Origin of the sequence: Paenibacillus sp. 2RAB27 (assembly GCF_052115445.1) — a bacterium.
In the GTDB taxonomy this organism is placed as follows: domain Bacteria; phylum Bacillota; class Bacilli; order Paenibacillales; family NBRC-103111; genus Paenibacillus_E.
In genome coordinates this window covers 60258-81021 of sequence record NZ_JBFRGR010000030.1, presented here as the reverse complement: position 1 = coordinate 81021, position 20764 = coordinate 60258, and the positions used below count along the sequence as shown (strand labels likewise).

Genomic DNA, 20764 nt, shown 5'->3' with positions numbered 1-20764 from the left:
CAGTAGCACAAAACATAAAAAAGATCGCCCGACAGCTTGCGAAGTGCGCAAACAAAAGGGGGATCTTTTTTATTGCATGTAAATATGCGTGGAAAGCAAATTGGAGGGTATTGAAAGTTTCATGAAAGCGCTTTACTCGACAGCCTGAGGTTTTMCATTTATTTCCCACATTGCCACCAAGGGGAGGGGTTGAGGGGTGGATGATGGATGGCGGGATGATGGATGGTGGGATGGTGGGATGATGGATGATGGATGATGGATGATGGATGATGGATGATGGATGATGGATGGTGGATGGTGGATGGTGGATGGTGGATGGTGGATGGTGGGATGGTGGATGGTGGGATGGTGGGATGATGAAGAAGGTGGAGGTGCAAGGGTGCAGGAGTGTAAAAGGCTTGGGAGCGAACCTCACAAAGCAAAAAGAAGCCGCCGCGCAACGCGACTGGCTTCTTTTTCATCATTTTCAAATCCGCTGAACCGCAAGCGGGCATTCAATGAAAGTAACTTGCACCTCAGGAAACGCCTCGCGTACCATCTCTACGACGGTCTGCATCCCTGCTTCTTCGCTCTTCTGATGCCCCGTTACGATCAGTGCCTTCGCCAGTCCCATATCCGCGGCGTCCCTCACATATTCATTCGTTTCCCACTCACTCGTCTCGCCAACAATCAGCAAGTCAATATCCTGACTTCCGAGGAATTTAATATGAGAACGGCCACCGGACGCTCCTGGCATTAAGCCCATACGCTTCACGGGCAGATCGGGATTCCCGGCTACAAGCATATGTTCTATGCCCAGTTTACTTTTCAGATGAGCAACAACGGTGCGTACGGTATGCACTTCATCAGGACGCAGCGTCAGCAACCTCATATTCTCAGGACTTGCATACGATTCCCATTCTAGCTGCTTCAACATGCCCGTCAGAATACCATCTGGTTTATAGCTATGTACGTAATCGTGCAAGCGAAAAATCGCAATACCCGATTCCTCAATGAGCGCGCGCTTCTTTTCATACACAGGATCCCCGCTTAACCACTCGCCTTCATCGAAATGGTTGTAATACGTCGGTTCGTGCGTGATGATGAGATCGACACCTGATTCAACAGCTTGCTTAATTGCCGCATACGTCGTCATAAATACAACAGCGACTTTCCGAACTTCCGCGTCCATCCGTCCGCTTTTCAGCGTATCTACTGTCTTCTCTAGTTGTCCAACGGGTTCAATAAGGCGATCTAGTACCATTTGCACCGTAATCATGATAAGTGAAACCTCCCCATCGCTTCGTAATCCTTACCTGCATGACCTAGGAATACAATTCATGAACTTGTCGAGATAACCATCAAACGGAAATTCCTTTTTCGCAACCTTTTCCTTCAATGCCACTAGCTCTTGCTCGGCTTGCTGAATCAGATCAACGGGATATCCGAATTTAATCGCATGGGCTGTGAATTCATCTTCATCAACAACCTGCCAAACACCATGTCTTCTCACATAATCCAAATCCAAATCGACAAAAGAAACGGTGTTCCCCTTCATCACTGCCGGCTGATTGATATTACAATAAAACTGTTCTAACCTGCCGTCAACAACTTCAGCACTAACTGTAAACCAAGAATCAAATGAGAAAAATTCAATAGACCAATTATCAATCGTAAATACACTTTGTTTCGTGTAATGATGCAGTTGTCTTCCGTACTCACCTAGAACAACAATATGCGAATCTGTCTTTTCTATTAAGGTTGTGTTCCATTCGTAATGGGGACGATTGCCATATTTTAATGCCTGAATCGTGATTTGATTTGCCATTGTTTCGTCCTTCTACGTTTCAATCAGCAATCTGATTTCCCCCATGATCGGATCGGGGAGCGGTTCATTCATCAGTCTGATAAGAATGTCTTTATTAGCACCGACTTCTTTCAAATAGGACAGCAATATCTCCGCCTTCGTACTCCTATTCATCAGAGCATAGGCCACGTACCAGACTTCAGGGCTGCCAACTCCAATACCGTTCCACGTAGCGCTCGGAATGGAGGGAAGTCTGCATAGACCTAAATCCGAGTAGATCGAGAGTCCTCCTATAATCTCTACCTGTTGTGCATCACTCTGTACGACTAGCTTATAATCCGTGCCAAATGGGTAGTCCCCACTCGTTATTTCTTCAACTTGCTCGTACTGTAACGCATTCTTGACCTGATCTTTCGGGGCATCAACCATGACATCCCAGTCACCCACCGTGTTGGTTAAACCAAGGCTAAGCATTAAACCACTGCCACCCAACGAGTAACGAATGCCGTATTGATCTAAGGTTTGAGTTACAGCAACTAGGTTCCCTATATCTGGAATCACTTGTGGCTCTCCTTTTCAAAAAACCGAATACACTTTCTTCTATTCTACCACGTTTCACTTCTTGTTCAATTCAATCCCCGTAGTTCGCTTCTGTTCCTTCCAAAAAGCATCCCACTTGCTTAACGTTTCCTGGATCGTGGCATTCCCTAACAGCAAAGCTTGCCCGGATTCCATCGCTACCTTGTCCCAGTTGCTGTTGCCTGGATATTGAAAAGGTGGTTTGAAGAGAAGGAAGGTATCTGGCTTGAGCGTCATATCTAGCAAGGTTTTATAGGGTCCTGTTTGGAAAAATGGATCAGAAACCGCGGAAGTGTGAATCGGTATCAGGCCGTATTTTTTTGATAATTCCGTATTTTGCTTAGCTCCGGAAAGAAAAGCGATCAGCTTCCATGCTTCAGCTTTATGCTTGGAATACGAGGCAATCCCCCAGCCGGCTCCGCCAACACTTACAAGCGCATTCCCTTTGGGGCCCGTTGGCAGGGGGGCTGTCGCCCACGTTCCTGGTTGCATGTTATCCTGTATTGTTTGAATAACATCCGGATCCTGCAGCAATATCCCTGTCACACCTGAGGTGAACGCCTCCACCTGTTCTTGGAATCCCCAATAAATCGAATCGGGTGGCGAAGCTTCCTTATACAGGTTCAGATATAATTCCATCGCTTTCACCGATTCAGGTGTGGTGTAAATCGTCGACCCGTCATTCAGAAATTGACCATCCTCCAGATTTACGCGATCGCTATTATAAGCCCGTATCAACGTATCCGAGTTCGAAATTGAACCTTTAGCGCCACGAAAAGAAAAGCCATACTGATTCTTAGCAGGGTCTGTTAATTTTTTACTCGTTTCATACATCTCTTCCCATGAAGAAGGTGGTTTAAGGCCTGCAGCCTCCAGCCAATCCTTTCTGTAAAACATTTGACGTTGATACAAGCCGTTCGCTATAAAGTAATTCTTACGTCCCACGACTGAGATCGACTTGGCTGCATTCGACAGCGTATGGAGTTCATCCCAAGAGGACATGTATGTGTTTAATGGATCAATATAGCCTTGGCTCGCCAGATCAGCGACATTGATATCTCTGACTTCCATCACGTCGAGGTCTTGCTTCACATTCAGCATCGTCTTGATGGTAATATCAGCCTGCGAAAAAGGAGGTGAGATTAATTCCACATGGATATTGGGGTTTTGGCTCTCGAATGTTGTGAGTAAACTTTTTAAAATCACCGTTCGATTCGGATTCGTCAAACTCTCGATCATGCGCAGCGTTACTTTCGTGTTGCCCGATGGTGATGAAGTTGGCAAGGGATGCTCCTGACCGGAACACCCCATTATGGTGATCATAAGTACAATCCAACTCATGGCGATCAACCCATTCTTCCTTTCTTGATGTTTCATTCTCATCATGGTTTCCCCCTCACGCTCAAATGGTTAGCCATTATGTAATAATTCCCCAGTTGTGTCAAACACCAATCTCTCTGCCAGCAGTTCTGCACATTCGCTTGTCGGTATGGGACGGCTGTATATGTAACCCTGAATCTCATCGCAATTGCAGGCTTGTAATAAAGCTACTTGTTCCATAGACTCAACGCCCTCGGCTATCACTCGCAAATTCAAACTGTGCGCCATAATGATGATCGCTCCGACGATAGCACGTTCTTTCTCATTGCTTACAATGTCATCCAGAAAAGATTTATCAATTTTCAACCGTTGAATCGGGAAGTTTTTTAAATAATTTAAGGAAGAAAAGCCTGTACCGAAATCATCGATTGAAATTTTCACCCCTAAGGCATATAAGCCCTGCAAGGTTAAAATAACCTGCTCCACATCTTGCATCGCTATAGATTCCGTAATTTCCAATTCCAAATATTGCGGCTCCAAGCCTGTTTCCTCCAGGATCTGTGCAACGGTTTGGATAATCTCTGAATTCTGAAACTGGTGAATCGATAAGTTGACAGCTACATGCACCTTGGGTAGCCCTGCATCCTGCCAGGCTTTGTTTTGCTTACACGCTGTGTATAGAATCCATTTGCCGATGGGCACGATKAGCCGTGAGTACTCAGCAATTGGAATAAACTCCGATGGTGGAATGATACCATGCTTCGGATGTTTCCATCTGGCTAGCGTTTCAACCCCGATGATACACCCCGAATCTAGTTCGATTTGAGGCTGATAATAGAGTGACAGCTCATCCCGTTCTATCGCATGGCGTAAATCTCTTTCTAAAGATAGTTTCTCATATGTATTTTTTTCCATTGTGGTGTTATAAAACTTATGATTATTTCTGCCGCTTTCCTTCGCACTGTACATCGCAGTATCCGCGTGCTTGGTTAGACTTTGGATATCTTTTCCATCCTGCGGATACATACTAACCCCTATACTTACAGAGACATGAAGCTCTTTCTCCTCATAATATACAGGCTTCTGAATCTGAAAGGTGATCTCTTGGATGATAGTCAATATCGCATCTGGATCCCCAGAGTTCGGTATCAGCACCAGAAACTCGTCCCCGCCAAAACGAGCGATAGTGCATGATTTATCCAGCGTAACTTCTAGTCGGCGCGCTGTTTCGATGAGCAATTTGTCGCCAGCTTCATGACCAAATGTATCATTAATAATTTTGAACCTGTCCAAATCAAGAAAAAGAACGGTAAATTCCAGCTTATGTTGCCGCGCTAACTGAATTTCCTTCTCAATAATCTCCATAAACAACTTCCGGTTTGCTAAGTCCGTCAAGTGATCGTGGTAAGCCATATATCGGATTTTCTTCGCATTCCGCCGCCTCTGCAAGTAGTAGTTAAACAAGTAGGTAATGATCGCAATTCCGATCATACTAATCAACATACTATTGCCAATGGTGTTCGCATCTTTAAACAATTCCGAGCCTGGGATCACAGCTTGTACAGCCCAATCACTGGCTGCTAATTTCTCCGCAACAACTAGTTGCATCTCGCCGTTTACCTTGACCGTCCTACTTTCGGAAGGATGCCCCGCATGAATGGGATTCGCTTCGAACACGTTAGGAATGCGATAGAAGTCTCCTTCTATTTCTGAGTTCGTCCTCGTCAATAATTGATTATCCGGATTCAGGATGACCATTTCTCCACTTGGTATATCACCTATGGAACGCTTCAATACCTCAGAGCTGATCTCAATGAGAAGCACATATTTCATTCCCGAACTCAATTTAATAAGCCGATTGATGGCAAATGAGGGTTGTCCTAAATCCGAGTAGCCATATCTTTTGGTAGGGAGCCATCCAATTTCGCCATTGGCAATTACTGCCCTCTGAAACCACGCTTCCTTACTATACTCGATTAATTCCGCATGCAGCGTATCCGTTGTAATTTCTTTCAGCTTCGGATCCACTGGGATCACGTGAATATTCGTAATATCACTCTTGCTAAAGAATCGAATGGCGAAGCTCTCAATAATTTTATTCTTAGCCACGAATTTCTCGTTCTGACTTGTTGCCGCACTCCCATATATACCCAGTTGATTCAACATATCCTCATCGGTCAAAATATTAAATGTTAAATCCTCGTAATTTCGAAAAATGATATTTAACGTGTCTCTGGATTGCGCAACCGTTTGCTTGGTGGTTGAGGTCACCTTGTCTATGACAATTTGCTGCGAATGGGAGTACGAAAAAAAACTGAATCCAACAAAGAGAATCGCTGTACCGCCAACTGCCCAGACTAACAGCTTCAGACCCACCGACTGTACGCCCGGGGCCTTGCGGAACAAGTTAAAATTACGCCGCCATTGTCTAGCGAGCCTGGATAATAATTGTATCAAAAGGAAAGTCAACTCCTGTCTACTCTACCGTTACTGAATTAGAACCTTAACTAGAACCTATCATAACCTATAAATGTTTAATATCTATATAGAAAATCATTAATAATGTATTAGCTACATGCAAAAAGGACTACCCTGTGTTGGGGTAGCCCTTGAAATTGCGTTGTTAGGGTCCGGTTCCGTCAACTCCGAATAACCCTTTTATCCTTCGCTGCCTTAAGCCATAACGGAAATTCGTTCAGCAGCTGATTGTACAAATCTTCATCCGATATCTTAGCAATATCCTTGATGTGAATAAAATTTGCATTGTCTACAATTCGACCTTCCATTGTATCCAGCTTCTTCAAGACTTCGAAATCGGAATCTCCAATTCCGACGAATTGCCAAAACAGTGGTTTGAGAGAGGCTTCCACAATTACTTTTTTAATTGATTTTACAACGCCGCCATCATTAATAAAGATAACAAATGCTGGAAGCGGCGAATCCTCTTCGACGGTATATTTACGAATAACATCTTCCATGACAGGAGGTTCGTTATTACGACCAAACTTATGGATATCTCTGTTATTCAAAATATTTTTTAACACATATTGATCAAAATCCCGCTCCGTTGCAGCAGACAATCGACTAAATTCGTTGTCATACACCCAAATGTCCAGAGCCGCATTATCATCAAATTTACATGCTACCGCCAGTATCCGTTCTACAACCTCCTGAACTGTTCCGTTCTTATACAAGAGTTGCATGGATCCCGAAATGTCGAGCACTAAGCCAACTCTAGCTGCAACATTGCTCATCTTTTTCTTCTCTAATGTGATTTGAACAAGCTTCTTACGTAGATCGATAGTTGAAAGGGCAGGTTTCTTAACGATTTCAACCGTTTCTTTCACTACCTCCTCATTCTCGATCACTAAGCCAAAGTTCGTACATAACGCCGCTAATCCGCCAAAAAAACCACTGCCAATCGCGTTAAATTTCCATTCCCCATTGTGCCTATATAACTCCCCAACAACTATTGCTGTTTCTTTGGACAAGTCTGATCCATATTCATACCGAAATAATTCCTCGTTACGATCGGCATCCATAAGTCTTACATACCTATTGGAGACATCTTGCATGCTATATCCGAACTTTTCACCTTCATGAATGGTTAACGAAAAAGCAATTCTTGCTGTACTTTCTGGGATCTTCGACAAACATAAAGAGATGGCTTCTTTGTCTGGTCCACTAGCTTGACCATGCGTCACTCCCCCGTTTAGCGCAGCCGGATTCCCGTAAAAAATAAAGTCTTCATCTTTTTCGCACCGATTATTTGCCGAAAGTACAAAGCAGGAAGAATCTATGCTCAATTTCGAATCTGCTGACCATCCAAATTGCAATGTTAAGTTTGATAACCCTTTTCCCTTGGTTACATCGATCTTTTGTCCTTTTGACAGAAGCATGTATGTATCTCCTTCACACTGAAGAATGTAGTCATATTTTCAACAGTACCATACAATGGTGAACTCTCAAATACTATTTATTCCGTGCTAGGGTAGCATTACAGACGCTAGATAGATTAACTGGAAAACCTCCAGCTATTTTCGGCGCATTTTACTCATAATTCGATTTAAATGGAAAAAATGTAGCTAATTCTTCTCATTCGACTCCATTCGCACAATACGGAATAAATTAGCTGTAGGAAATCCATTTATTTGGTAAATTCGCCGTAATTCGGCTGAATTAACAACATAAAATCCATCTAGTTTGTGGGAGAGAGGTTGAGTTAACGAGGGTGAGGAAATAGCACAGGGCGGGAGACGGAGGTGAGCGGGTATCGTATGGTGAACAAAGAAGCCACGATGCTATCATCGCGGCCACTTCATTAAACAATTTGCGACGGTTCTCGCTTCAACATGTGTTCTCGATACTCGGTTGGTGTTAAACCCGTGTATTTTTTAAACGTCCGCAGGAAGCTCCTCGTATTCGCATAACCCACTGCATCCGATACATCATTTACTTTAATCGACTTGTCTTTCAACAGCTCCATGGCAGCCTTGATGCGAATCTCAATCATATAATCGATAAAATTGCTCTCCGTATGATCCTTAAACAATCTGCTGATATAAGGAGGAGTCAGATGAAACATGCTGGCTAGTCGTTCCAAAGATAGATCATGCTCTTGATAATGCGTACGAATATACGCTAGCATTTGCTCAATCGTCTCATTCTTCCCGCGTTGGTTGCGCTTTTCCTCTATTTGTGAGGCCAAGCCCTCGAGAATATCGCCGACGAGCTGTTCCGCTTCCTTCCAGTTTTCACACTTTGCGATACGCTCATAAATGCTGCTCAATGGCCCCATCGATATTTCCGGTTCAATCCCAATCGCACTTACGGTTTGCAGTGACTTCATCATGAGATCGTAACACAGCTGCCTAATCAGCTCCGGTGGAAGATTACTTTCGACAGCTGCACGGAAGGTATCTGACAAATAAGTAAGCATCTTACTGCGATCGGTCTGCCTTAAAGCTTCCATGACTGGATCAGACATGCGGCTGAGCTTGTAATAATCTTGTCGGTCTGGTGGCTGTAAATCGTCTATAGATATCACCGAGTGCTTACCAAAAATCATTTTATAGAGGAGTGCCTTTTGTGATTCATCGAACGAACGTGGTATCTCCTGCATATCCATACGGCATGTGCCTACGCCAACCGTCACTGACAAACCGAATTGTTTTTTCATAATATCGAGAATCAATTCAAGAATGACCAATGTCCGCAAATGATTTTGCTCGGGGTCACCTTCAGCAAAGCTTAACAAGACAGCCGCCCTGCCGCCTCCTAAGTCAATAGCTGCTCCCGCATGCTCTGATCGAATCAGCTCTTCCGTAACATTACAGAACATATAGGTGTACAAGGCTTCGTCACGTGGTGACAGTTGTTCGCCATCTTTGCTAATTTCTGCTGTACACACAAGGAAGCGCTCCGGGTACATGCGTATCCCCTGAAACTCCAAATGATGATACACCGCATGGAAATCAGAACGACTGCCATTCAATAGCTCCATCATGATCTTCCATTTGAGCATTGGCTTCGAGTCCCTTACATGCTGCTCCAAGTGCTCACGGTCTGTTAGAATTTCATCGAAAATATGCTCTAAGCTGCTGAGTCCAATGCTCTCGGTCCCCTGCCCTCTTCCCTGCTTCATACCGGACATCTTGCCTGCTAATCGGTCTAACGGCTTAAAGGTCCAGCGATTCACATAGAATAAGGCAGACAACGCGAGGCCGAACATGATAACAGCAAAAATGAGCAGCAGATTGCGTGTAACTTTAAGGGGTTCAAATACCGTCGATTCCGGCATAATGCTGACAACTTTCCATCCCGTATATGCACTTGTCCGATAAAAAACAGACTGCTGCACGCCATCCAATTTAACGTTAAACGAACCGCTATCCGAATCTGTTAGTATCGTAGTGATATAGGGTAACGACTTCATATTGCGGTAAAGCTGAGTTTTATCGTCATGCGTAACGATGTTCCCTTCTGCATCCAGAATGAAGAAATGACCAGGATGACCATCCTCATAGATCGTCTTAATCATTTGGAACAATTCATTCTCTTGAATACTAATGGCCATGAGACCCTTCCTAAATCCGGGACTGCTGAGAGCAGGGAAACTGCGGACCAAAGTAATTACATCCTTTGTTTTTTGACCATCCCATACTTTCTGCGTCGACAACCACTTGAAATATTCCGGCATATCCAAATATTGCGCTAACCAATTAAACTCTGTCGAGGCTTGTTTTAAAAAGGTTGCTTCGGTCATTAAGTCTCCGCTGACATGAGAATAAGCAAAAACTGAGGAGTAATTCGGATTATTCGCGATAAAATCCTTCAGCCTTGTCGTCAGTGTGTAATGGATACTGTATCTTTGTGCATCATCACTATAGCTATTATTCATAAAATAAATAAACTCCAACCCCTCGGCCATGGAGAGCAAATCCTTTTCCGTCTGACGGAAGGCACCCTCGATCTTAGAGTCGACTTGTTTCAATAGTGCCAGATTCGTATCTTTCAAATCCTTTTGCAGCCTACCCACTGTCCCCGTATAGGACAGCCAGAACGTTAGGCTGATAATAAAGAGGAATACGATGCCATAAATCATCATGGCCTTTGCAGAAATACTGTTTCTCATGGCAGGCCTCCATTCGGTCGTGCACTTGTTCTTATTGTATCATTAACACGACCTTTAGGAGGGATAATCATCCATTAATTGATGGAATTCACAGTTACGTTCGCCAGAGAGTAGATAAACAAAGGTGCCCCTGTAAGAGGTACGCTTACAACTCCCGAAACTGCAGCGACATATTTATAGCTTCCATCAATGCCAACAATTGTTACTCCTGGTTCAGTCGTCTCAATAGCGGCTGTTCGTGAACTGGTACTTGTTGTTTGCCAACTGGCATCCCATAAAGATGTGATGTATCTATTCTTATTCTCATCCCAGAATTGATAGCCATAGTAAGGATTGGCAATGCCCGGTACCACACCTAAATAGTTTGCATCTTTTAACACTCTAATCAGTGTATAGTAACCGTAATAACTCTCCTTAGGCTTACCATTCCAGTCGATCAATCCTAAGTTATGCTCCAAGTTATTCGTCTCCGTGCCATCATCGGCAAAATCGTACCAGTGCATAGTACGAATGCCGTTTGCAATGGCATGCATATAAGCTCTGGCCAAATAATTACGTTGGGTCGCACGATCTACTTTTTTCAAGTAGCTTCCGCCTGTGTAAGTGCTCCACCCTAGCTCTGTAATAACAATGGGTTTGTCTCCATCACCATGGCTCGTCATCGTGTCTTTCAATTGCTGCAGCGTGTCGAGCAGCTTCTCCGGAGTACCTTGATCAAGTCCAGGTACAGCTGGATATTCATATTTGACATAAGGATGGACATCCATGACATCGAAATAGGTCTTCACTAAAGCACCATTCTGCCCATCGGAATTATAGAAATCGTCCAGCCAATTCAAACCTTTGGTGGCATCTAAACGATCGAGACCCGCAAGTGCAGGCTCTACAAGTAAGCTCTTGCTGCTGATAGCTTTCAAGCTATCATGGTTTATTTTGAGTTGATTTGCTACAGAAGCCGGATTTCGATTGGCAAGATCGGGTTCATTATAGGTCGAGAATGTATAGACTCCTCCATTATTATCCGCCTCAACATAGCTCGGTCCATGATAGAAGTAGTGGAAATTCAATCCACTTTTACCATACAATGTTTTCATCGCAGCACTGTGATCCCACCATCTGTTCTTGTTGATACCTCCAAGATCTCTAAGCAAACGCAATTTCGTCATCAAAAAGAGATCTTCTGTCTCACCATGATGCATATAGTTTCCTCCCCCATAGGGAGCATCATTGATGGCGAATATATCTCCGACTTTGTCACCTCCAAGCACAGATGGTGTTGTTATTTTCAAAGTCTGCACATCACGCCTTTCAACGCCCGTCGATTGGAAGGGGGTCACTGCTACATAATAAGTCGTCTCGGGCTTCAAAGCGAAATAAGGTAGAAATTTACCTAATTGTTCAATGGACTTTGCCTCAGCTGTAAACTTAGGCTTTAATCCCAATGTACTAGTAAAAGATGAGGTCTCCACGTAGACACCATATTTGTTCACATTATTAACCACACTGTTGTAACTGGACCAATCGAGATACATCGTGCTGTAATTTTTGAGATTAGCAGTGAACTCTACTTGATCCGGTGTTGCCTTCTTAGGAAGTGATGCATCATACAGCTTCCACCCCCAAATGGCGATTTCTCCCACCGTCAGGATTTCCGAATTATTCGCGTTATGCATAATGATTTTGACATATTTGGCAAACTGACCAGGAACGCCGTAGCTTGGTGTATTCACGAACACATTGGCCGTACGGCTGCTTGTATTCGTAGTGTAACTGAGGGATGTGTAATTCACACCGTCTGTGCTGACGAGAACTTCATACCCGTCCATGAACTTATTGCCCCCCGATGCCAAGGTCCATACGTCAATTTTTCCGATTTGATACACATCGTTTAAGTTAAATACAACCGCACCGAATTTCCCTTTGGAGCCCCAGGTCGAGTTGGTCGTTGAAGCTGCATCCGATTCCGTGCTAGATCCGTCGATTAAATCCGGCTGTCCCCCTACCGTGTCATTCTTGGATCCATCGTTATCAAACTTGATTAAATCGCCATCTGTAATGAATGGATACTCGGTTAACCACGTGTAAGAAGCACCTGTTGCAATTTTTGGCTTGGACGTATTGTAGGTACCGGTAGCTCTCAAATAATTATTGCTGAGTATCGCCATAGGCTCAAGTGCATCTCCATAAACCGCCACTTCACCTAACCTCATGACTTGCTTGTTCGGATTTTTATGCATAATAACTTTGATATATTGCGCATTGACTATAGGCTTAATGGCAAGTGAAACAGGAGCAAAACCAGAATCTTGCGCATTCGTGTTCTCCTGAATCCCGACCCGATTGTAAGTTAAACCGTCATAGCTGGCGTATACCTCGAACTGATCCATATAACTTTGATTGTTCGTGTCTGCCCATACGGTAACTGAGGATACTTTAAATACGGATTTCAAATCATATATCAGCGTTCCGTAAACCGCTGCTCCTACAACACTCCCAGTTGAATTGCTGGCATTCTCATCTGGGCCGTTACCACCATCCGACATATCCGGTGATGCTAATTCATCCGAGGCAAGGAGACCTGGATCTGTCGCATGGGTCCCTTCGGACAGCCACGTATAAGACGCACCTGTTGCAATGGCTGGCGTATCTGCCAGAAACAATTCACTTCCAATTGTGTTCCCACTTAGCAGCTTTTGATTGACTGCCGCCTGTACGGTTTGACTAGCGGGGATCACTGTGAAAACCGAACCAAGAAGAATCACAAAAGCACTTATCAGAGCACAACTCTTTTTCGTAATACGCATGGCAAAGCTCCTTTCAGGATGGTTACATTGTGGGTCGGTATCCCCTCTGAAAACGATGGTTACCGACCCCATTCAAAATTACATAAATAACAGCCCATAAATGATTTTTGCAGCTTGTGCACGTGTCGCATTCCTATCTGGTGCGAATCGATTTTCAACTAATCCGTTAATGATACCAGCCGCTTGCATCGACTTAACCGCTTCCTGAGCATAAGAGTCAATGTCTAGCTGATCATCGAAACTCACAGGATTGATCAATGTCCGCAGCTCAATCTCTGCTAACGTAATTACTCTAGATGCCATAACGGCCATATCTTGTCTTGATATGGGTTGATTGGCACCAAAGGCCCCATCCTCATACCCTTGGATGATTCCCAATTTCTGAGCGCTTGCCACTGCTTTGAAGAACCAATCGTCTTTATTCACGTCACTGAAACTCGTTGTAGCATCCGCTTCTATAAGATCGAAGGCATTCATCAGCATCTGAATAAACTGGGCCCTCGTAACCTGTTCATTCGGAGCAAACCGATCACTTTCAATACCATTTACAATTTCTCTTGCTGCCAGCGCTTCAATACTGTTTTGCGCCCACACGGCATCCTGTAGATCTCCGAAGGTCACATGCGTATACAAGGCTGTATATGAGCTAAGATGATTTGTCGTAAAAGTGACTTGACCTGTTGCGGCATCATATTTCCCATTCTTCACCACTTCAAGCGTCTGACCATCTCGGATGTGGTACACAATGACTTGATCGCCGTTCTCGTCAGGTGCAAGCGTATAATCCATCGAGATATGAACCGCATCTCTGCGTGAAAACGAATGAATGTTAATCCCGTCAAGGATGACCTTAAAATCATATACAGCTTGGTTTCCTATGCGGGAACCCGCTGCTCCAGTAAGAGTATCTGAAGGAACCGCCTCCACTACAATCTCCAAAATAGCTGAGTTGGGCTTCACTTGGTCAGACAGCGCATCAGGAGTCAACGCTATCGTCGCCAAACCTGTTCGGAATTGGATGTTTTCGATATTATTCTTGTGAGCTGTGTCAAGGATGGATGCAGGGAGCTTAAGCTGAAATTTCTTGGCACCTGTCACTTTCCCAATATCGATGACAAGCGTTCGATCCGAAGATAATGCTCCTTCTATCGCTTTCTCCAAGGAAGCCATAGGTACTTCGATCTCCACCGTTCCGTCTTGTTTCAGCACTGGGTTTGTAAAGCGGATCGTTCCAGCCTGAACCTCAGGAAGATCTGGCGCTGGCATCCATGTTCCCCCGCCTGAAGGCACGTTACTTTCACCTGAAGGTAACTGAACGGTTACTCGACTAGTCGCCGAATAGCTGCCATCGACGGTCGTCACACAAACCGTTGCCGTTCCAGCTGAGACGCCTGTCACCGTAGCTTGCAAGCCATAGACCTCTTGCGATACGCTGACCACCGCTGGATCGCTGGATGTAAACCGAACCTGTTTGTTGGTTGAATCACTCGGAAGTACAGTTGCATTCAGAACCATGGATTGCCCTTTGTTCAAAATCACTGTCGGTTGGTCAAGCTTCACGCCAGTAACCTTTACTTCTGGCGCATTGATTTGGCTGAATATCAGATCCCCAAATAATTGCGTGTTCTTACTGGAACCAATACCGCTCATGTATTCAAGCCAACCTCGGCGGGTTGTTCCATCGTTCTCATTAATGAGCATGGAAAAGCCAAAAATGTCTTTGTCCGTCACCGTTCGTCCTGGAGGCAGCAGCTCTGTCCAAGGAATCGCGAGCTCATAGGTCGTTGTGATAGCGCTTCGATAAACAGCTGACTGCACAGTCGTCATTTCCCCTATAGGCTTGCCGTTAGCCGCGAGCCATCTCCAAACCATCGGACCTTGTTCTCCAAGTGCAATGCCGAACTCATTGTTAGCTGAGCTACCGACACCGCCTTCTCTTCCCGTATCAATGGCAAATTGGATGCTATCCCCTTGCCACAGATCACCGCCAGCTCCAACTTGATAATGCTTGTCATCTTGAACTTCCATGCCAAAGTAAAGCTGATTCATATCCCACTTCAGGAAGCCCTTGCCGCTTAAATCAGCCTCACCGCCCCAGTTGGCTATGTTTTTAATTTGATCTGGTCTGTTTATGACGATGGGCATGCTATTACTCCAGCTTTCCTCAGATAGCTTGCCATCGATAATTGGCGCTGTCTGGTCGTTTACAGCTGCAATAAAATTAAACGGTCTTTCCACAATCTTCGTAAATCCGCTATCCAAATCAATGGATAATTTCAATTTAGCTCTTGCTTGTTCCGGAAGAGCGGTAATGGGCATGGTGATCTTCGTAATTTCACCTGGCAATAAGTGATTGAAAGTAATTGGGCTTCCTTGTCCTAGGGCTAGATATACCGCCTCCGTAACTCGAACGGTACCGTTTAGCTCTTTGTCAGCAGTTGCATTCTCTACATAGATTGCCGCATTCCAATCATTCCATCTTCCAGGCACTGCAACCTCAGGCACAATACGAACTTTGACGGTCTCTAATACGTTGACCTTCAATTTCATGGCTGCAACGAGTGACGTACCCGAGATAACTTGAATCGTAACCTCGTGGACCTTCTCTTCCGCGTTAAAAGGGATGGGGATAGCAACCGGAATCGCCGTTGTTCCTACAGTAAAGCTTGCTTCACCTTCGAGTTTCCAATCACCGGATGGACCCATGAGTTGAATCTTTCCATTCAGTTCCGCTCCCAAGCCAGAACGTTGAATAACCGTATGGAGCGTATCGCCACGTCTTACATCCACCGAAGTGTTTTTTAATACAAAGGAATCATCAATCGAAGAGATTTCCAAGCCCGTGCTCGAGTATATGAAAACAGGAGCACCACTAATTGTTAAGCTCGCAATCCCATCATTAACCGGTAAGTAGGAGTAACTCCCATCAATACCTACAACAGTAAGGCTCGTATCCTTCGTTTGGAAAGTGGCTGTTTTGGTAGATTCATCAGCAGCCCACAGCGATGTAATGTACTGATTTTTCCCTTCATGCCAATATTCATATCCATAATACGGATGATCAACATTCGCTTTGGGTCCAATAAACTTGGCGTCTTTCAAAACTTTTGCCATCGTATAGTAAGCATAGTAGCTTGGCTTCGGAACGCCATACCAGTCGATCAAGCCCAGATTATGTTCCAGATTCGTCGGATCGACTCCGTCATCTTGGAAATCGTACCAATGCATGCGCTTAATACCGCCAGCAATTGCATGCATATAGGCTCTAGCTAAGTAATTACGTTGAGTTATCTTATCTACAGGTCGAAGGTAGCCGCTTCCTGTATAGGTGCTCCATCCAAGTTCACTGAATATGACGGGCTTAGGCTGATCGCCATATTTTGCTTTCAGCGCATCGATTTCATTTATTTTCCCGATTAACATTTCAGGGGCACCTGGAACGAGACCTGGCAGACTACCTTCATGATTTTTCACATAAGGATGCACATCAAGAACATCAAAGTATGTTTTTACTAAAGCGTCATTTTGCCCATCGGATTTGTACAAATTCTCAAGCCAAGTCATACTTGCTGGCTCAGTCCCGCCTAAAGCAGGCTCAATAAGTAAATTTCGGTTGTCCACTGCCTTCAGGCTCTCATGGTTTTGTTTAAACTGTAAGGCTAGTGCAGAKGGATTCGTCCCTTTCAGATCGGGCTCATTAACGGTAGAGAAGGTCCACGTCCCTTGCTTATTTTCCATGGGTACATCTTGAGGTCCGTGGTAAAACGTGTGGAACCCGATTCCGTATGTATTAGAGAATGTTTTAACCCAAGAATCATGGATCCACCACCGATTAAAATTAATCCCTTCAATGCTTCGCATGAGCATAAGCTTACGGATGATATTCTCTTCTTCTTTATCTCCGTGATGAACATAGTTTCCTCCACCGTAGGGTGTATCATTAATGGCGAAAATGTCCCCAATCTTCTCCCCGCCAAGGACACTAGGCGTCGTTATTTTCATTGAGCTGACATCCTTACGCTCACCCGAAGTAGTGCTCGTTGGCGTTACAGCTATGTAATAGGTCGTCTCTGGCTCTAAGGATGAAACGAGAAGGAATTTCCCCTTCTGTTCGGCTGACCCATTTTCGGCTGTCACCCGAGCGGTTAGCCCATTCGTCGATGTAAAGTCATTCTTCTGTATATAGATACTGTATTTATTTACCTTATTGACCACCGAATTGTAGGCTGACCAATCTAGATACAACGTGTTGTAATTTTTGATCGTAGTGGTGAGTTCAACTAGATCCGGCATGTCTTTCTTGACAAGTGTCGCATCATAAAGTCTCCAACCCTTAATCGCAATCTCTCCAGCAATTAACCGATCGGAATCGTTGGCGTTATGCATGACGATTCTGACATATTTGGCATGCTTGCCAGGGATGCCGTAGGAGGGCGTATTGACCATCGCATCGGAGTATCGATTGTTCGGATTGGCCGTATAACCGCTGGAGAAATAGTTGATGTTATCCAGGCTTAACAGAACCTCATAACCATCCATGAAATTTCCGCTGCTCGCTTTTGACCAGACATCAATCAAACCGATCTGGTATACGTCATTCAATGTAAATGTGACGGTTCCGTATTGTCCTTGCGAACCTGCAGTCATGCTGGCTGTTGTATCCGCTGTCCCCTCTGTGCTCGAGCCATCAATCAGATCAGGCAAGCCGCCTGCACTCCCGTCATTCTTCGCACCAGCCTCATTATCCGTTGCAAGTAATCCTGCCTGTGTCACAAAAGGCTGCTCCGTATTCCATCTATATGTTGCTTTCGTATCCAACTTCGGCGTCCCCATTGGGTAGTAACCGCCAGCCTTTAATTGATTATTACTTAGAATCGCCGGCTCCTGAACAGCATCACCCCAAATGGCAATTTCTCCGATGCTCATCATAAGCTTGGCTGGATCTTTATGAAGCACAACCTTTACATATCTTGCATATGGGGCAGGTTTCATATCGCTGCTCACAGGCACAATGCCTGCATCATTCCCATATACAGTCTCCGTTACCGCAACACGATTGTAATTGATGCCATCGAGACTTGCATGAATCTCTACTTGTTTCAATCCGCTTGCAGCTGAAAATTCTGACCACACCTGCAGGGATGTTAGACGGTTTACAGTTTGCAGGTCGTAGACCACTGTTCCATAAGCTTCTCCAGATTGACTAGTCGAACTGACAACGCTTACAGAACCGTCCATCATTTTACGCGCACCCAAAGGATCTGAAGCGACAAGATTGGATTCGGTTGCATAAAGCCCATCTTGTTGCCAGGTATATGAGGCTCCTGTATTCATGACAATTGTATTCGCAGGGAACAATTCACCCAGCCTATTACCGCTCAGCAATTTCGGTGAAACGGATTCAGCCGCTAGTGCGGGCATAGGACTCATCGAAGCAATACCCAAACCTTGTATGAAAACGATCATAGCGAAAAGGATAGAACTTATTTTTTTTAGACGTTTCATCACAGAACTCCCTTTCTCGAACGATTGGCCTGACCGACATGTCATTTGATCGAACCGTTATATCAACCCACGTTTTCACACGTCCTCTCTGGTCAATGATCACAACTGGATACTGAAATTAACTTAGTCAAATACGTACAAAATCACAAGAGACACTTTTTATAAGACGTGGCATTTCTTTCGATCCTGTTGAATCGACTATCATATAGCAGATTGCTTATGTTCACCTTAAAAGATGTGACCTGAAGCATGATGAGGTCACTCCATTCAACATAAAAAAAGCATTTCGAACAGAGAGAAATCCTTGCTACAAAATGCTTAATAGCCTAATTCGGATGTTTATCGTTCGGCTTCAATGAAATCGAGAGCTGTTGTGTCACATAATCGGCACTATCGTCAACATATCTTGCCGTCACTTGGTCAGCTTCTTCCAATAATGTTATTTGAGGATGTAACCCATCCAAATCGCCAATGGATAGGGAGAAAAGAAATGCTGCTTTGTTCAATGCCATAAAGTCTATCGTGCGTTTCTCTCCATGATGAATGATCAAGTCAAGCCCATATATGTCTCCTTCTTTGGTTATTTCCCAATCCCAACCTGCTAACGAGCTGGACATCTCTTCCTCACATGGTGATCGAGTTTCTTCCGACTCCTCAAAGACGGCATACACACTTTCGAACCGCAATACCATTTCATCAATGATCACCAGCGCTTTGGCACCTTGCTTCTCTAGCCTTACGCGTTCCAAGCAACCGCCAAATTCCATGCGAATCCGGAAATCATTCGCCGCTATGTTTCCTTGGATACGATCCAAATTGGGATGTGTATCCCCGCCATTCGTTAGGAAATTCACTCCGAGCAGCAGTTGAGTGCTGCTTGCTGCCGTTTGGAGTACTGCTGAGCAATAATCATATCCGTCATGCAAACAACGCATTTGCAGATAGGTGCTCTGTTCGCCATTATCGAAGTACGCCACCATCCCTCTTGTTTGATTCCACATGATTTCATGACGAAACACGCCGATTGTATACGTTGGAGTAAGAAAAGTGTCTGCCCACTTCACAAAGCCAGTCTCCTCATTTCGATAATAAATCTGACTGAGATCACTTTTCTTTTTCCGAGTAAATAGCTGCACATAAGGTTCTGGGCATTGAATTCCGTTGCCAAACCATTCTGAATCATATTCTAAATCCCATTGGTTTAAAAAAACAATTTGGTTGCTTGTAGCTATCTGCAGGAATGAAAGCGCTCTATTATTTAGCAAAGTACTATAGCTGCGGCTGTGTGGACCTGCCCATTGCCTAGAGCTTGGATGATAGTGCTCCGCAACCATTCGCCATACCAAATCCAATAATTCAGTGGCGATGGACTTTGCGCGAGAATGGGTTGCATATGTATGAATTTTTGACAGCTCTACAATGGCAATAATGGAATACGCTGGACTGTTGAATTCTTGAAATGTCCCTAACTTTGCTGTATAGCGCTGAAGCTTTTCCAATCGATCCAGCCCATAATCGGCAAAATCCTTCCGTCCATACAACTCCCCCGCGATTAAAGTCACAAATGCTCCCATGATCGCAATATTCGTATAATGAGGACCCACGTCCCGTTTGATAATGGCATCACAGGCACAACAGACCGCTTCATGGATTTGTCTCTTCAACAATTCAGGCAGCTTATGACCATGGCGCAGCATCGCTAGTAGCAGTTCTTTTCCGCAAAAGTCAGCCCAATTCCAATCAGGCGGAGCCATCTGTGCCAGTGGTTCTTCGTAAAACCAAGGCCAGATTCCGTAGGTATCATGACTCCTCTCACGATCTTGTAAGGTTAGCACACGACCTATAATATCGCAGGCTCTCTCCTCATATTCCGCTATTTCCGTATTTAACAAGCCAACCGCATAGATCAGTGAATGATAAGTCGGATGAATTGTCGGGTGATCCTGAGCTGTTAATGAGGTATGATACCCTGGACTATGAAAGGGGCGGCGAAGCATACAGATCTGGGGATCATAGTCACTTTCTTTCGCGCTAATGGCCTTTATCAATAACTCTTTATAATCAGAATTCTGCACATGTACGTTCATGTTGGGAAGTCCCTCCTTTAATAGAATAACAATGGGAAGGTCAGCCTGC

11 protein-coding genes and 1 pseudogene are annotated in these 20764 nt (G+C 44.5%); 1 reads left to right on the top strand and 11 read right to left on the bottom strand.

Annotated elements, in window-relative coordinates; genetic code table 11:
* The first annotated feature begins 308 nt into the window (after window positions 1-308).
* A complete protein-coding gene (locus AB4114_RS28170; RefSeq protein WP_441991445.1) occupies window positions 309-479 on the top strand; it encodes a hypothetical protein in 171 nt (56 codons plus the stop codon).
* Here the strand turns inward: AB4114_RS28170 and AB4114_RS28165 are convergent.
* The 11 genes and pseudogenes from AB4114_RS28165 to AB4114_RS28115 form a co-directional block, all read right to left on the bottom strand.
* Window positions 467-1258, bottom strand: a complete 792-nt coding sequence (locus AB4114_RS28165) for a Nif3-like dinuclear metal center hexameric protein (protein WP_441991444.1) — start codon at window positions 1256-1258, stop codon at window positions 467-469. The genes AB4114_RS28170 and AB4114_RS28165 overlap by 13 nt on opposite strands.
* Before the next feature lie 33 nt (window positions 1259-1291).
* A complete protein-coding gene (locus AB4114_RS28160; protein ID WP_441991443.1) occupies window positions 1292-1807 on the bottom strand; it encodes a DUF402 domain-containing protein in 516 nt (171 codons plus the stop codon).
* 12 nt (window positions 1808-1819) lie between these two features.
* Window positions 1820-2347: a hypothetical protein gene (locus AB4114_RS28155; RefSeq protein WP_441991442.1), complete on the bottom strand. Its 528-nt coding sequence runs from the start codon at window positions 2345-2347 to the stop codon at window positions 1820-1822.
* A 54-nt stretch (window positions 2348-2401) separates the two neighbouring features.
* Window positions 2402-3751 carry an ABC transporter substrate-binding protein gene (locus AB4114_RS28150; RefSeq protein ID WP_441991441.1) on the bottom strand — a complete coding sequence of 450 codons (1350 nt, stop codon included), beginning with the start codon at window positions 3749-3751 and terminating at the stop codon, window positions 2402-2404.
* A 24-nt stretch (window positions 3752-3775) separates the two neighbouring features.
* Window positions 3776-6142, bottom strand: a complete 2367-nt coding sequence (locus AB4114_RS28145) for a bifunctional diguanylate cyclase/phosphodiesterase (RefSeq protein WP_441991440.1) — start codon at window positions 6140-6142, stop codon at window positions 3776-3778.
* Window positions 6143-6324: 182 nt separating this feature from the next.
* Window positions 6325-6939: a vWA domain-containing protein gene (locus AB4114_RS28140; RefSeq protein ID WP_441991449.1), complete on the bottom strand. Its 615-nt coding sequence runs from the start codon at window positions 6937-6939 to the stop codon at window positions 6325-6327.
* Window positions 6940-7071: 132 nt separating this feature from the next.
* Window positions 7072-7584 (bottom strand): annotated as a pseudogene (locus AB4114_RS28135) (TerD family protein); the annotation flags it as partial.
* A gap of 422 nt (window positions 7585-8006) precedes the next feature.
* Window positions 8007-10319: a helix-turn-helix domain-containing protein gene (locus AB4114_RS28130; RefSeq protein ID WP_441991439.1), complete on the bottom strand. Its 2313-nt coding sequence runs from the start codon at window positions 10317-10319 to the stop codon at window positions 8007-8009.
* Window positions 10320-10393: 74 nt separating this feature from the next.
* A complete protein-coding gene (locus AB4114_RS28125) occupies window positions 10394-13123 on the bottom strand; it encodes a discoidin domain-containing protein (protein WP_441991438.1) in 2730 nt (909 codons plus the stop codon).
* A 78-nt stretch (window positions 13124-13201) separates the two neighbouring features.
* Window positions 13202-18628 (bottom strand): S-layer homology domain-containing protein, encoded by a 5427-nt coding sequence (locus AB4114_RS28120; RefSeq protein ID WP_441991437.1) that lies wholly within the window; start codon window positions 18626-18628, stop codon window positions 13202-13204.
* Between the two features lie 326 nt (window positions 18629-18954).
* Window positions 18955-20715, bottom strand: coding sequence for a hypothetical protein (locus AB4114_RS28115; protein WP_441991436.1), 1761 nt, complete (start codon window positions 20713-20715; stop codon window positions 18955-18957).
* Between the last annotated feature and the right edge of the window lie 49 nt (window positions 20716-20764).

Excerpts from the sequence above, each read along its gene's own strand:
- AB4114_RS28115 (WP_441991436.1), bottom strand. The coding sequence starts at position 20,715 with ATGAACGTACATGTGCAGAATTCTGATTATAAAGAGTTATTGATAAAG.
- AB4114_RS28160 (WP_441991443.1), bottom strand. The coding sequence starts at position 1,807 with ATGGCAAATCAAATCACGATTCAGGCATTAAAATATGGCAATCGTCCC.
- AB4114_RS28165 (WP_441991444.1), bottom strand. The coding sequence starts at position 1,258 with ATGATTACGGTGCAAATGGTACTAGATCGCCTTATTGAACCCGTTGGA.
- AB4114_RS28140 (WP_441991449.1), bottom strand. The coding sequence starts at position 6,939 with ATGAGCAATGTTGCAGCTAGAGTTGGCTTAGTGCTCGACATTTCGGGA.
- AB4114_RS28170 (WP_441991445.1), top strand. The coding sequence starts at position 309 with ATGGTGGATGGTGGATGGTGGGATGGTGGATGGTGGGATGGTGGGATG.
- AB4114_RS28130 (WP_441991439.1), bottom strand. The coding sequence starts at position 10,319 with ATGAGAAACAGTATTTCTGCAAAGGCCATGATGATTTATGGCATCGTA.
- AB4114_RS28125 (WP_441991438.1), bottom strand. The coding sequence starts at position 13,123 with ATGCGTATTACGAAAAAGAGTTGTGCTCTGATAAGTGCTTTTGTGATT.
- AB4114_RS28150 (WP_441991441.1), bottom strand. The coding sequence starts at position 3,751 with ATGATGAGAATGAAACATCAAGAAAGGAAGAATGGGTTGATCGCCATG.